Annotated in this window: 13 protein-coding genes and 1 pseudogene; 3 read left to right on the top strand and 11 right to left on the bottom strand. The window is 48.9% G+C overall.

Going from position 1 to position 13,016, the window contains the following annotated elements:
• Nucleotides 1–115 precede the first annotated feature (115 nt).
• The 4 genes and pseudogenes from ACEW9I_RS10130 to ACEW9I_RS10115 form a co-directional block, all read right to left on the bottom strand.
• Complete coding sequence (locus tag ACEW9I_RS10130; RefSeq protein ID WP_373540224.1) at nucleotides 116–1,069, bottom strand: alpha/beta hydrolase; 954 nt, start codon at nucleotides 1,067–1,069, stop codon at nucleotides 116–118.
• Entirely contained in the window at nucleotides 1,057–1,311 is a 255-nt protein-coding gene (locus ACEW9I_RS10125; RefSeq protein ID WP_373540223.1) for a hypothetical protein, read from the bottom strand. Before ACEW9I_RS10125 ends, ACEW9I_RS10130 begins: the two co-directional genes overlap by 13 nt.
• 275 nt (nucleotides 1,312–1,586) lie before the next feature.
• Nucleotides 1,587–1,960 (bottom strand): annotated as a pseudogene (locus ACEW9I_RS10120) (SDR family oxidoreductase).
• A 305-nt stretch (nucleotides 1,961–2,265) separates the two neighbouring features.
• Complete coding sequence (locus ACEW9I_RS10115) at nucleotides 2,266–4,329, bottom strand: prolyl oligopeptidase family protein (protein WP_373540222.1); 2,064 nt, start codon at nucleotides 4,327–4,329, stop codon at nucleotides 2,266–2,268.
• A 762-nt stretch (nucleotides 4,330–5,091) separates the two neighbouring features.
• On the opposite strand from ACEW9I_RS10115, the gene ACEW9I_RS10110 reads away from it, so the two are divergent.
• Nucleotides 5,092–5,403, top strand: a complete 312-nt coding sequence (locus tag ACEW9I_RS10110; protein WP_373540221.1) for a hypothetical protein — start codon at nucleotides 5,092–5,094, stop codon at nucleotides 5,401–5,403.
• 376 nt (nucleotides 5,404–5,779) lie between these two features.
• On the opposite strand, the gene ACEW9I_RS10105 is transcribed toward ACEW9I_RS10110, so the two are convergent.
• The 4 genes from ACEW9I_RS10105 to ACEW9I_RS10090 all read right to left on the bottom strand — a co-directional run bounded on the left by ACEW9I_RS10105 (nucleotide 5,780) and on the right by ACEW9I_RS10090 (nucleotide 10,476).
• Nucleotides 5,780–6,286, bottom strand: coding sequence for an FKBP-type peptidyl-prolyl cis-trans isomerase (locus ACEW9I_RS10105; RefSeq protein WP_373540220.1), 507 nt, complete (start codon nucleotides 6,284–6,286; stop codon nucleotides 5,780–5,782).
• Between the two features lie 108 nt (nucleotides 6,287–6,394).
• The gene (gene rimI / locus ACEW9I_RS10100; RefSeq protein WP_373540219.1) at nucleotides 6,395–6,907 is read right to left on the bottom strand and encodes a ribosomal protein S18-alanine N-acetyltransferase; all 513 of its coding nucleotides are present in this window, start codon (nucleotides 6,905–6,907) and stop codon (nucleotides 6,395–6,397) included.
• Nucleotides 6,908–6,994: 87 nt separating this feature from the next.
• Nucleotides 6,995–8,767, bottom strand: a complete 1,773-nt coding sequence (locus ACEW9I_RS10095) for an aspartate kinase (protein WP_373540218.1) — start codon at nucleotides 8,765–8,767, stop codon at nucleotides 6,995–6,997.
• A gap of 50 nt (nucleotides 8,768–8,817) precedes the next feature.
• Nucleotides 8,818–10,476 (bottom strand): CTP synthase, encoded by a 1,659-nt coding sequence (locus ACEW9I_RS10090; protein ID WP_373540217.1) that lies wholly within the window; start codon nucleotides 10,474–10,476, stop codon nucleotides 8,818–8,820.
• A 191-nt stretch (nucleotides 10,477–10,667) separates the two neighbouring features.
• Between ACEW9I_RS10090 and ACEW9I_RS10085 the strand changes: the two genes are divergently transcribed.
• Together ACEW9I_RS10085 and ACEW9I_RS10080 are read left to right on the top strand one after the other, a co-directional pair.
• Nucleotides 10,668–10,886, top strand: a complete 219-nt coding sequence (locus ACEW9I_RS10085; RefSeq protein WP_373540216.1) for a type II toxin-antitoxin system ParD family antitoxin — start codon at nucleotides 10,668–10,670, stop codon at nucleotides 10,884–10,886.
• Complete coding sequence (locus tag ACEW9I_RS10080) at nucleotides 10,844–11,245, top strand: type II toxin-antitoxin system PemK/MazF family toxin (RefSeq protein ID WP_373540215.1); 402 nt, start codon at nucleotides 10,844–10,846, stop codon at nucleotides 11,243–11,245. The genes ACEW9I_RS10085 and ACEW9I_RS10080 overlap by 43 nt, the downstream gene beginning before the upstream one ends.
• A gap of 107 nt (nucleotides 11,246–11,352) precedes the next feature.
• Here ACEW9I_RS10080 and ACEW9I_RS10075 read toward each other — a convergent pair whose 3' ends face one another.
• From ACEW9I_RS10075 to ACEW9I_RS10065, 3 genes are all read right to left on the bottom strand, one after another.
• A complete protein-coding gene (locus tag ACEW9I_RS10075; RefSeq protein WP_373540214.1) occupies nucleotides 11,353–11,661 on the bottom strand; it encodes a type II toxin-antitoxin system RelE/ParE family toxin in 309 nt (102 codons plus the stop codon).
• Entirely contained in the window at nucleotides 11,658–11,960 is a 303-nt protein-coding gene (locus ACEW9I_RS10070; RefSeq protein WP_373540213.1) for a type II toxin-antitoxin system ParD family antitoxin, read from the bottom strand. The genes ACEW9I_RS10075 and ACEW9I_RS10070 overlap by 4 nt, the downstream gene beginning before the upstream one ends.
• Before the next feature lie 331 nt (nucleotides 11,961–12,291).
• Complete coding sequence (locus ACEW9I_RS10065) at nucleotides 12,292–12,984, bottom strand: Uma2 family endonuclease (protein ID WP_373540212.1); 693 nt, start codon at nucleotides 12,982–12,984, stop codon at nucleotides 12,292–12,294.
• Between the last annotated feature and the right edge of the window lie 32 nt (nucleotides 12,985–13,016).

Below are 13,016 nucleotides of genomic sequence, written 5' to 3'. Positions count from 1 at the left end.
GATTGTCATCAAAAAGCATGGGCGGAAAGCCAAGAGTATTTTTCGGTATGGTTTTGACTATCTGCGGAGGGTGCTATTGAATATTGAGCAGCTGCAAACCCAGTTCCATCAAGCTTTACAACTTTTGTCCTGTACTTAGAGCATTTTGCTGTTTAGGATCTAATGGAACAGCTTTTAAGACATGATTCATCCCCTCAATAATTCTAAGCTCCGCATCCGGCTTAGCCATCTTCAGGGCTTGCGCCTCACTGACAGGCACTTGGATATCAGTTGTTCCTTGAACAATTAGAATAGGTACAGTGAGACGCCTAATCTCTTGGGCAGGGGTATAGCGAAACCAGGAAATGAGGTAGGGTTGGACGCTCGATCTGTAGAGCGTGTCTAATTCTGGTGGAACAGAGGCCACTGTGTTACCTTGCTCTAGAGCAGCAAGAATCTGCTCATTCTGTTGCCATAATTCGTCTGGCAATTTAGGTCGCAGTTGATCTCGTAAAACTTGTGATGCAGTTCGAGCAGGTCCTGCTATCGATCCAAAAGCATCTGCTCCAGTTTTTTGAGTCGCCAGCATTCCAATTAGAGATCCTTCACTGTGACCGATCGCGGTAACGCTTGAGAAACGAGAATCTGCCTGCAATTGCTGAATCCAGAGTGCAGCATCTTCAACATAGGTATCGAAACGCAGATCGGCTTCTTCAAGTCCTGCGGCTAAACTTTCCCCAATACCGCGCTTGTCGTATCGAATCGAGGCAATGCCGCGATCGGCTAATCCTTCAGCTAGTAGTTTGAGGCTGTTATTCTGCCCAGCTAGAGGATTGTTTCCATCGCGATCGGTCGGACCTGAACCCGCAACGAGCAGCACCACTGGCTCTGGCACATTAGACGTTGGAATAATCTGTGTGCCATAGAGAGTGCCTGTTGATGTTGTAATGTGAACCTCAACAGACTTTTTAGTAATCCGAGGCGCAAAATCTTGGCACTTAATCATTTTATTCACCACCTTAAAATTGTAGAGTTGACCATCAGTTTTTCCCAGTCGCCCTCGCGCAGTGGAAGACGCTACAACAACCATTGGGTCAGCGGCTGAATCAGGTAGCGGAGTGAGAACGCCTCCCAGATCGCGCCGACTATGAACAGTGGGAGCGCGGACAGGCTCAGCCAACCGAGCTGTTGTAGCCCACGCACGTAACCCTGACGATAGTTCCTGTCGCGAACGATCTGAAAGGGCTTGCGAAGAAATCGCCGAAGCGGGTGTTCGGTATTGGGAGGAGGTGGTCGTTGTGGAGATTGGTCTTTAGAGAAACGTTGAGACATGGTTATAAACTCCTTCGATCTAGTTGTTGATTTAAGTTGCTGATAGGTTCAGGCAGCCGTTTCCGCGACGATTGCAGATATTAGCCTCGATTCATGCCACCATAGACTTCTCGACTGACTCAAACGTAGGTTCGATAACCACGCCGCTCCAATCGGTGGGCAGCACGTCGGGCATCGCGACGATCGCAGTGCTTACTCACATACATCCACCGCCGTTGGCGTAGCCTCTCCGAAGGAGAATCGTCATGGCTGCGGTAATAAACAATAAACAGCCGTCAAATCTGTGCCATGCCGCCATCGACAAACAGCTCAATACCGTTGACAAAGCTGCTGTCATCTGAAGCAAGAAAGACAACGGCTTTGGCGATCTCATCGGGTGTGCCGACTCGTCCCAGCGGGATAGTAGCGGCTTGGCTGTCCACAAATTCCTGCAACTGCCGATCGCTCAGTCCTAAACCATCGTAACCAGGAGTCGGCACCGTGCCAGGACTGATGGCATTGACGCGAACTTGGCGATCTTTAATTCAGTTTGGCGACGACCCGTGATGAAGACATGGGCACCTTCAGCGACAAAGCGTTTGGCAGTGGCAAGACCAATGCCGCTGGTGCCGCCAGTGACAAGTGCAACTTTTCCTTCGAGTTTGTTCATGATGATGAATCCTGTGTGGTTGAGTTTGAACGTGAATAAAACGGTCTAATTTTGAAAAAGTAGACCAATCCTTGAACCATAAGCTCTGCAAGCCTTGTAGAACCGTCTAAAAAAACTGTCCGAAGTATTGTTCTAAACGTGAAGCCGATAATTCCGAATGTTTGCATATTGGTGTGAGGTTGGTATGAGGTGATTAAATTCTTGGTGGCAAATAACCCTAGTAATCGACAGTTATCCGTCTCGCAGGTATTGGAATCTTGGAAAAAGGCGGCGATTACCCCCGGTAGGCTACGCCAACGTTTCGCTTACTTCACCTTCAACCCCGTCCAATGAGCGGCAAAAGCCAACAGATCCGCCGTTTCCTCGATCGCCTTGTCCACAGGCTTGCCCGCTCCATGCCCCGCGCGTGTCTCAATGCGAACGAGGTGCGGCTTGGAGCCGATATCCGCCGCTTGGAGCGCGGCGACATATTTGAAGCTGTGTCCTGGCACCACCCGATCGTCCGTGTCGGCGGTGGTGGCGAGGATCGCGGGATATGCCTTGCCGGAGTGGATGTTGTGATAAGGCGAATATTTGAAAAGGTTACGGAAATCTGCTTCTTTTGCCACAGACCCATATTCGTCTACCCACAATTTTCCGGCTGTGAACTTGTCAAAGCGGAGCATGTCCATCACACCGACTTGGGGCAGCGCGGCGGCGAACAAATCCGGTCGTTGATTGACCACTGCGCCGATTAGAAGTCCGCCATTCGATGCGCCCTGAATCGCCAAGCCGTCTTGGGACGCGATCCCCTGTGCCTTTAGATATTCGCCAGCAGCGATGAAGTCATCGAACACATTTTGCTTGTTCTGACGACGACCCGCTTCGTGCCATGCCCGACCATATTCTCCGCCACCGCGAATATAGGCGATCGCGAACACCCCGCCCTGTTCGACCCACGCCAGCCGCTCCGGCGAGAATGCAGGGGGGTCGATCAGTCCGTATCCTCCATACGCATAGAGCAGGGTCGGTGCTGGAGCGGTCACATCTTTGCGCCGGACGATAAACATCGGGACGCGGGTGCCATCCTTCGAGGTGTAAAAACGCTGTTCGACCGCGATCCGGTTGAGATCGCTCGCCACTTTTGCCAAGCTCCATACGCGCGCTGTGTTGCTAGCGACATCGTACCGATAGATAATGCCCGGAGCGTTGAAGCTGGTGAAGCCGAAGAAGGTTTCCTTGTCGTCCTCGCCGCCCTCAAAGCCGATCGCGGTGCCAATACCGGGCAGCTTCACTACGCCGTCAGCCTTGCCATCGAGAGTATAACGCCTGACCTCCGTTTTCACGTCAACTAGATAGGACAGCAGCAATCGCCCGCCGACTAATGATGCGCCGTTGAGCACCGAGTCCTGTTCTGGCACCACATCTCTAACCACCGGATCGGCGGCAGCGATGTCCATCGTCACTACCTTGAGGCGGGGTGCATCCTTGGTGGTTTCTAAGAAGAATTTCGTCCCCACATTGCCCACAACGCCCCATAAATAATCGAGCTTATTGACGAGCCTGCGTGGTTTCCAGTCGGCACTATTCAGGTCTACCACCGTCAGTAAGTTGGCTACCAAGGAACCGGGCGTAGAAAAGATCGTGACGTAACGCCCGTCTTTGGTTACGCTCACTAAGGAATGCACTATGGTCGGCTGGTCGGGAGTTGCATAGACTAGCCGATCCTGGGTCTGGGGCATACCGATCGCATGAAAATAGACGGCATGATTTTCCACGTTTCCCTGGGACGCTTTGCCCTGCTTCGGTTCAGGGAAACGAGCGTAGAAAAAGCCGGAGCCGTCCTTCGCCCAGGCGATAGTGGTGAACCTTGCCCATTTGACCTCATCGCCCATCACCTTGCCCGTGTTGACATCCAGCACCCGAATGGTGCGCCAGTCCGTGCCGCCATCCTGCACCGCATAAGCTAGCTGCGCTCCATCGTCGGCAGCCGACCATTCAGCCAGCGCGGTCGTCCCATCCTTCGCCCAAGTGTTGGGATCGATTAGCACTCGCCCTGCGCCATCCACGCTGTCGCGGACATAGAGGATCTGCTGGTTCTGAAGTCCGGAATTATGGCGGTAGAAATACCGTCCACCCTTTTTGACCGGAATGGTGAACCGCTCATAGTTGTACAACTGCTTCAGTCGGTTCTTGAAGATATCTCGCCCTGGCAGCGTACCCAGATAAGCATTAGTGACCTTATTCTGCGATTCGACCCAGGCGGCGACTTCCTTGTCGCTGCGAACGTCGTTTTCCAGCCAGCGATAGGGGTCGGCGATCTTCTGCCCGAAAGGCTGCTCGGCGACATCGACGCGTTTGGTTTCAGGATAGGCGATTGTAGGCATCATTGTGGTAGACTCCGTGATTGTAGACTCTGTGCAGGCGGAGGCGAAATGGGTAGTAGAGTTTAATTAATCGTTGGCGTAGCCTACCGGAGGTAATCGATACCTTCAAGTTAACCACCTAAATATCTAAAGCACTCTCTCTAAAGGCATAGATAGAAACATCTTAATAAAATAGAAAATACAATGATAATTTTTATATTATTTTATATATAAATTATGCCAATAAATACTCCACCTCAAGACGCATTGATAGTTCCCAGACAGGCTTTGAGATATTATTTTGTTGAATCAATCAAAAAGTAGATTGCAAATAGCTCACAATTTCTCCACATTTGAAAGGTATGATAAACGCAAGGAAATTATGAAATAAATAAAGTTATTTTAATTTATGCTTTAAAAAAGTAACTAGAGCTGGTTGTACCACCAGCATCCTGGTTGACTGACAAAAGTCTAATTAGTCCAAATTTGGGTGGTAGCCTTAAACTCAATGAATATGGATGGCCAACTAGAGCAGTAATTCGTGCGACCAGAAAACAGGTACTCCAGGAGCTGGACAATTGTTAACACTACAGCAGTTAGTGCCAGCGATCGCCATCAGCTTGCTACTGATAGAGGTCGAGAGTAAACGAGATCTACTGGCTGCTCAGGGGTTGGCTTTGGAATTAGTTTCGATTCAAATATAGTATCTATGCATTGGTGCAAGATGTGAGCATGGAGAGCGCGCCCTCACAAGCTAAAATATAAGTAGTAATTCAAAACCGAACAATGGTAGACCGTCCAATCAAGAAAGCCGATCGTCAAAATCCACCTGTTGAGAGTGACGGTACCCCCAAACCTTCTGAAGCTCCCAGTAAGAAGAGCAGTAGTGCTAATCGCGGTGCGGACAAAGGTGGCAAAAGAGACTCAAACAAAAGAGACGAACCCAGAGCACCAGAAAATCTCGCCCTCATGAGAGGTCCAAAACCCAGCAAGGCAAAGCCGCCAGTCATCAAAGCCGCAGATGCAGAAGTCACTGAAGATGTTGAAGCTACTGCAACAGACGATGCTGCAACAGACGTAACTACCGATGAGACTTAAATCGTCTCGATCGTTGGCGTAGCCTCTCCTTTGGAGAATCGCATTCTCCTAATCTAATCTGCCAACAAGTCTCGCTCGCTCGAGGCTTGTTTGTTTTTGAAGATGATTTAGTTTAACGCTAATGTCGAGCTTATATTTTGAAACTATTTCTCTGATAACGACCTTGAATGCAAGCGAAAGGCTGTGATATTATTTAATCACATATATCACCAATACTTTGAGTTTAACCTTCAATGTCAGAAGAACGCTTAGAGCAAAATCAAATTAAAGAATATCTCTTCAATCGTCCTCAATAATTAAATTTAGACTCGTAAGTTGGGCTGAAAATAAACACCAACTTACGATGAAACACTTATTTCGATCGCGCTGACAATTTCTAATTACTAATCTTGAGCAGTTCGACATCAAAGACTAGCGTTGCATTCGGTGGAATTACACCACCAGCACCTGCCACTCCATAGCCTAATTTGGGTGGAATAGTTAACTTACGTCTCTCGCCAACTTTCATCGTCAGTAGAGCTTCATCCCAACCTGGAATTACTTGTCCTTGACCGACTATAAAACTAAAAGGTTGACCTTTGTCGCGAGAACTGTCGAATTTTTTTCCATTGGTGAGCGTACCAGTATAGTGAACGATAACAGTTTGTCCTGGTTTTGGGTTAGCTCCTTTACCTGCTTTGAGGACGGTATATTTTAAACCAGTAGGAGTTGTAATTATTTTTGCATCCTTATTTACTGCTAACAATCCGATATTTTGGATGGGCTGTTGCTGCGAGATATTAGTAGCGGCGATCGCGGCTGTGTTATCGATCGCACTTTGGCACAATGAACCCAACATCCCAGCACACAATATCCAACTAGAATTAACCAAAAATCTGCTCATAAATACACCTGAATTTCTAGTTAAACACCATATCATGAATTAATCTCAGTTCAAATAAATTTTGAACATCATTAGTTGAAACCTGTTACAAATTAGCGATCGATTAAATTAAATGAGCGGCTGATTTTCGACGAGGGTAAAATTGGGATGTTGTAAACCACCCCGCCACATGATGACGCCATCTTCGCCAGTGTCTTGATAGTATTTCTTGCGACGTCCGACGGTTTGGAAACCGTATTTTTCGTAGAGACGAATGGCACCGTCATTGGAAGCGCGGACTTCGAGAGTGGCGCGTGCCATCTCGATCGCGCGTGCTTTGGTGAGTAATGCGCTGAGGATCTGTTGTCCCAATCCTTGCCGCTGATAGCGGGGATGGACGCCAAGTAAGGTGATGTGAGCCTCATCCAAAATCGCCCAGAAGCAGCCAAAACCAATTAAACCAGCGGTTTCTGGCTCTAGGTGCGGATCGATCGAGCTGCCGATAAAATGGCTATTGTCGTTGGTTAATTCACGCCGATAACTATCGATCGACCACAACCCTCCAAAGCATAAGCGATCGAGGATGACGATCGGTTCAATTTCATCAACAGATATGGACTTGATAGTTGGAGCTAAACCCACGGGAGGAGAGGAGTTGGGGGACTGGGAGACTGGGAGACTGGGAGACTTGGGGATTGGAGCTTATCCCCGATCTTGAAAGCCTCCCTTCTAGCCTAATCCAAATGCCTGATGGATGGCTTTGAGAGCATCGACACCTTGGGATTGCGAGACTACGCAACTAATTTTAATTTCAGATGTGGAAATCATTTGAATATTAATGCCAGCCTCAGCGAGACAATTAAACATTTTGGCTGCTACCCCTGGGTTGCTAATCATCCCTGCACCGACGATGCTCACTTTGGCGATCGATTTGTTGACTACTACTGCGCCACAGCCTAGCTGCGCGACAGATGCTTCGAGTGCGCGCTTGGCATCGGCGGCATCACCTTGGGCAACCGTACAGGCGATATCCCGCGTAGCTACTCCAGCGATGACGCGAGTGCGTTGCGACTGAATGATCGCATCCAAGCTGATATTATTTGCTGCCAAAATCCCAAATAACTCTGCCGCCATACCTGGACGATCGGGTACTTGGAGGATCGCCAATCTCGCGCGATCGAGATCGAGAGCGACGCCACGGACTGAGGGTGCATTGGGGTGCTGGCGATCGTGCTCGTTGGATGAGGTGGAGATCTCGAACTGCTGACAGAGTGAGGCGATCGCCCGATCGCTATCAGCAGCAGCAATCACACAACTGACTTTGATTTCGGAAGTCGAAATCATCTGAATATTAATCCCCGCAGTTGCCAGGGTTTTGAACATTTGAGCGGCTACTCCTGGTCTACCAATCATCCCTGCGCCGACGATGCTCACTTTGGCAATATCGCCCGCTACGAGGACGCGATCGTGACTGGGAACAAAGTTGTCATGCAGGACGGGAGAGATGGCTTCAGCGACCGCCTGGGCGAGTTTGCTGGCTTGTTTGTTGACGGTAAAAGCAATGTCATTGGTATTGCCTTCGTGAATCGATTGGACGATCAGATCGACATCGACATGTTCGCGGGCTAATGCCCCAAATAATTGTCCGGCAATCCCTGCGCGATCGGGTACCTGCAACAGGGCGATCTTGGCTTGATTGGTGGAAAACTCAACGGCATCTACCGATCGAGCAATTTCTAAGCCAGTCAGAGAGCGCGATCGCGGCACTGGGGACATTACCCATGTCCCTGGCTCATCCGTCCAACTCGATCGCACGACGAGCGGTACGCCATAATTTTTAGCAATTTCGACAGCGCGAGGATGCAATACTTTCGCTCCCAGGCTGGCGAGTTCGAGCATTTCATCGGCGGTAATCTCGGTGAGCAGTTGTGCCGCTGGGACAATCCGCGGATCGGTGGTCAAAATCCCTGGTACATCGGTGTAAATCTCACAGGCACTGGCTTTGAGCGCGGCAGCGAGGGCGACAGCCGAGGTGTCCGAGCCACCTCTACCGAGAGTTGTAATCTCCCGATCTTCCGTCGCAATGACGCCCTGAAATCCAGCGACTACTACCACCTTACCCTCTTTGAGATGGCGTTCGACGCGATCGGGCACGATCTCCAAAATCCGCGCCCGAGTATGCTCGGCTTCAGTAAAAATACCTGCTTGGGCACCTGTAAGCGAGATCGCGGGTTGTCCCAACTCCTGAATGGCGATACTCAATAATGCGATCGTCACTTGTTCGCCTGTCACTAGCAGCATATCCAATTCGCGGCGGGACGGCTCACTCGATAGCTCGTGTGCCAGCTTTACCAAACCATCGGTGGTTTTGCCCATCGCTGAGACGACTACTACCAATTGGTTGCCAGCTTTGACAGTCTCAACTACTCGCCGTGCGACTGCTTGAATCCGCTCGGCGGAACCAACTGATGTCCCCCCGTATTTTTGAACGATTAACGCCATCTTGCTACTTTCCTCAACTACGCCGCCACTCAAAATCCCTACTAAAGCATCTAATCTACTCGATCGAAAGACAGTTCGGGAAGACGATGCTCCAACACGGAAACTGTATCCACAATTCTCGCTAAAGCTGCGGACATCAAACCAGTGAATAAAGGATGCGGCAAACTGGGCGTAGACTGAAATTCGGGATGGAATTGAGTGGCGATAAAAAACGGATGCGCGGGTAGTTCGATGATTTCCACTAGGCGTGTATCGGGAGAGGTACCGCTAACGAGATAACCACTATCGAGGAACAGCTTGCGATAGGCATTATTGAACTCATACCGATGGCGATGGCGTTCGTAGATCGCTTCTTGCTGATAAAGCTGGTGCGCGAGGCTATTTGGCTCCAGTCTACAGGCATACAAGCCCAACCGCATCGTCCCACCCAGATCGACGACATCCTGCTGTTCGGGGAGTAAATCGATCACCGGATTGGGAGTCTGCGGATCGAATTCCGAACTATTGGCTCGATCGAGTTTAGCTACATTTCGCGCCCATTCGATCGTCGCCGCCTGCATTCCCAAGCACAATCCCAAGAACGGGATCTGATGTTCCCGTGCATACTCAATGGCGGCAATTTTACCCTCTACGCCGCGAATACCGAACCCGCCTGGTACGACAACTCCTTGCACGTCTGCGAGGTATCTAGCCGCACCATCGCACTCAAGATCTTCAGAATTAACCCAGACGATTTCTACCTTAGCACCTGAGGCGATCGCGGCATGTTTGAGGGCTTCGACGACGGATAGATATGCGTCGCCGAGTTGGGTATACTTACCGACGAGGGCGATTTTGACCTCCTGAGTAGATGTCTGCATTCGATCGACTAAATGCTGCCACTGAGTCAGATCGGGGGTGCGTTGTTCGAGCTGGAGTAGTTCGATCGCTTGTGTTGCCAGTCCTTCGCGTTCCATAATTAGGGGCACTTCATAGATACTCCCAGCATCGGGCGCATTAATCACGCACTCTACAGGTACATCACAAAATTCTGACAGCTTTTCTTTAATTCCTTGGGGAAGTGGCTGGATACTGCGACAGACGAGGATATCTGGTTGAATCCCGATCGATCTTAATTCTTTAACTGAGTGCTGTGTTGGCTTGGTTTTCATTTCTCCAGCGGTCGAAATCCACGGCACGAGCGCAACGTGCATGTATACTACGTTTCGTCGTCCGACATCCTTCCGAAATTGCCGAATTGCTTCGAGGAAAGGGAGGGACTCGATATCGCCGACGGTACCACCGATTTCGGTGATGACGACATCGGGGTTGGTATTCTTGGCAACGCGATCGATTCGGGCTTTGATTTCGTTGGTAATATGGGGAATTACCTGTACTGTGCCGCCATTGTAGTCGCCACGGCGTTCTTTATTGATTACTGCTTGATAAATCGCTCCCGTCGTGACGCAATTGAGGCGGGACATCGATGTGTCGGTAAATCGCTCGTAATGTCCTAAGTCTAGATCTGTCTCCGCTCCATCTTTGGTCACAAATACTTCCCCATGCTGATAGGGACTCATGGTACCAGGATCGATATTGATATAAGGGTCGAGCTTGAGGATCGAGACCGAATAATTGCGTGATTTGAGCAATCGTCCTAAGCTAGCTGCGACAATCCCTTTGCCGATACTCGAAACTACGCCACCAGTGACGAATACAAACTTAGTCATGTTGCTTTGGGTTTTTTCTACTTACTCGATTACTGTCGTAGACGGCAAGCCGTTCGACTAGATCATTGTAAACTACCCTGCAATAATTGCTTCATGCTACGTACTCACATCGATCCCGAAAAATTTCGCGATCGAGTGGGCTTGATGGTCGTATGATGGGTAGTATAACGAGTGGCAGTAAGCAACCGATCGTGAAAATATCCATTTCATTGCCCAACGAACTGGTGCGCTATGTTGATGAGCGAGTAGTCAACCGCAGCCAACTAATTGAATCATTGCTGTCAGCTTGGCAAAAAAAACAGCAGCAACACGCAATCTTATCGGCTTGCTTAACTTTGGACGCACAAACATCGATTGAGGACGAGGAATGGCAACAAGTCACAATTACCGACTGGGAAGTATCTGGCTAGTCAATTTCGATCCCCAGATTGGTAATAAAATTCGCCAGCCCCGCCCAGTGATGATTGTGTCTGGGACACTCTTTAATCAGCGACGGAAGGTAACTATCCTACCAATTATATCTGATGCTCCAGACAATCGACTCCTCCCTGTAGTTGTCCCGATCGAACCCAACCCCACTAATGGTTTAACTACCGATAGCTTAATTATTTGTGTCGATCCGATGACTTTTAACAAGCAGCGATTGGTGCAACAGTTAGGCAGATTGAGTACTGACAAAATTCGCCAAGTTCAGTCAATTCTCTGCTCTTATTTAGAACTCGATGCTATGGATAGAGATCTTGACGATTCTTCAGATCTTTTAAACTAGTATTTAGGATATTAACCTACCCCTACTGTGCAACATTCATAATTGATGCCTTCAGATTTATCGACTGGGATGTTATCAATACTTGCTCCCAAACTTATTGATGATATTTAATCTGTTGAAAAGATCGAATTTAGATCGCGCCTACCGCTGACAACTCTCAGGATGTCGATATCAAGTGTTTCCGATTCTCCAGATGTCTGGTATAAAATAATAAACCCTCGGAGCGAGATACCACATACATCCGATCGAATATGGCTATAGCTGCGCCCTAGCTTGGGAAAGCTCACCAATTGCTGGCATTTGGTATTAAAGGCTTGGATAAATTGTTCGCCAGCTTCTACGTTAGTTTTGAGAAAGTATTCCGAGATGCGATCTAGATCTTCAATTGCTTCATCAGAAATAACATATTGACTCATACTTGACGCGCTTGCCGAAACTTGTCCAACAGCAGATTGACGACAGTGGTGCCATCAGTACCACCATTTGCCACCAGAGAATCAATCGCAAGGTCTACTTTGTGCTGAGTATTAGCAATCCAAGCCGGATCTTCCATGCAGGTATCATCATCCCACTCATCTAGAAGTTGAATGGCTCGATCGATCGCATCATCCACATTTTGGTAACGACCACTTTGGAGTTTTTGGTGGATGATTTCTGCTTGCTCTGGGGTCAGGAGGATGTTCATAGTTGCCAGCATCTCAATAGGCAGTCTCATTCACCATCTTAATCCAGACCAGACTACCCCGCAACGATCGCCCGTCATTATTCAAAATTCCATACATCTGACAAGTTTGAGCTACATACAGAGCAAATAAATAGACTATCTTTGATAATATCGATTTGCAGGCAAGCATCATCGCTTCTCCAATTTTTCAAATCGGTACTCGATCGAATTACTGTACCGTCAGGACACTGAGCTACCGATCGTTTTATTTCTGCCAAACCGACATATTAATAAGATTTTAATTCGCTCATTAAGTAATTGTAAGTTGGGTTTCGCTTCACTCTACCCAACCTACAGGTCTATATTTTCTGTTTGACTTATACTAGTCGCCTACTTGCGACAACTGCTGCACAAAAACATCATGCTCTGCTGCTGCTAACCCTGACTGCAACACTGCCAAAACTTGCACCATATTTCCAGCGAGTAAATCCTCTACTGCCAGCCACAACCCTGGAAATACTCGACTGCGAATCGTCCCATCCGCATCTACAGGTAAAGATACATAGTCCCCTGCTTCTAGACAAAACCAATCCACTTGGCGATCGCATACTTGCCAGACGATATATTCGGGGATACCATTGCGACGATAGGCGCGTTTCTTGTCACCTAGATCGATCGCGGCACTACTCGCGGCAATCTCTACTACCAATTCTGGTGTCCCTTCGATATAGTCATCCTCACTCACACGCGATCGACCGCCGGATTGTGCTTCAATTAGCAATACGGCATCGGGTTGAGGTTCGTTATCTGAATCTAACCGTACCGTCGGCGCATCCCCAAGCGCAACTCCTGGAGTCGCAACGGTGTAATTTCCCAGCCATGTCATCAGCTTGGCATGAGGTTGCCCGTGACTCCTAAAGCGCAGCGCAGCAGCCATGTAGACAACTCCTTCGATTAATTCGGCTTGTTTGAGACTTGGCATGGCATCATAGCGTCGCTCGAATTCATAACGAGTGAGCCTGTCGCCATTTTCTAGTGGTGGGATACGCCGCTGCTGGGAGGGTGTTTTAACCATTGCTGTTGCTGGGTTAAGTGTTTAAAAAGCTT

This window comes from Chamaesiphon sp. (assembly GCF_041738855.1).
GTDB lineage: Bacteria > Cyanobacteriota > Cyanobacteriia > Cyanobacteriales > Chamaesiphonaceae > Chamaesiphon.
Note: the sequence above shows the minus strand (reverse complement) of the source record. Positions and strands in the feature narration are given on the sequence as shown.